At 54.7% G+C, this 833-nt stretch carries 2 protein-coding genes; one reads left to right on the forward strand and one right to left on the reverse strand.

What is annotated here, in order from left to right; genetic code table 11:
* The coding region (locus tag QP968_RS11095) for an integrase core domain-containing protein (protein ID WP_284856451.1) at window positions 1–262 on the forward strand (262 nt) is incomplete at its 5' end.
* Window positions 263–499: 237 nt separating this feature from the next.
* On the opposite strand, the gene QP968_RS11100 is transcribed toward QP968_RS11095, so the two are convergent.
* Window positions 500–833: hypothetical protein (locus QP968_RS11100; RefSeq protein WP_284856452.1), on the reverse strand; the 334-nt coding region annotated here is incomplete at its 5' end.

Consider the following 833-nt stretch of genomic DNA (forward strand, 5'->3'; position numbering starts at 1 on the left):
CCCCTTGCAGTACCGGGTACGTGGAACACCGGTACCAACTACGCGGACTCACGGTACCAACTACCCCGAATCGACACTGATTCATCGACGAGCGTGGGCAGACGTGGTGGACGTTGAGATTGCGACGTTTGAATGGGTCAATTGGTGGAACGAGATACGGCTTCACCAAAGTCTCGGCTATCGCACGCCAGCTGAGGTTGAGGCAGAGCTTTGGGAAACCAACCCGGCCCAAGAAATAATGGAAATCAAGGCAAATGCCTAGAAACAAAACCCGGGGCACTTCATGTTCTCCCGTCTAAAGCCCTCTAACGGCTTTCGACGCCCCGCGCGCCCCACCCGAGATGCGAAACGTGTGGCAGCCCGCTATCTTCCCGGGCCCACCATCAGCAAGCGTTACACCACACTAAGGGACGCAACCGGTCGGGGTCACTAACGCCACGAGTGATCATGCCGCTTTTGTGCACATACTCAGTCCGAACCAAGCATGCGGTGAGTGTGGTTAGTCGATGCTGATACCAGCAGATTCAACATCAGCGATCAACGCACCCAGCTGCGCCACATCAGCCGGCAGACCATTGAGCTTCTCACGTACCACAGCAACCTCATCAGGCTGGCCAGTAACCCCAATGCCCTCACCTTCAGGATCCAACTCAACACCAGCAGCAATAGTGTTAATGCTTTGCCAATACCTCAACACAGCATCCAAGAAATACCCACTAGCGTCACCCCCTGCTTCCGTCACTGCTTTATCAAGCCGGCTATCAACAAGGACTTTGGCATACATCGTGTCCTTCCCAGCATCATCACCAGCCGATTCATCAAGCCTGATCACA

Source organism: Corynebacterium sp. MSK041 (genome assembly GCF_030232265.1).
GTDB lineage: Bacteria > Actinomycetota > Actinomycetes > Mycobacteriales > Mycobacteriaceae > Corynebacterium.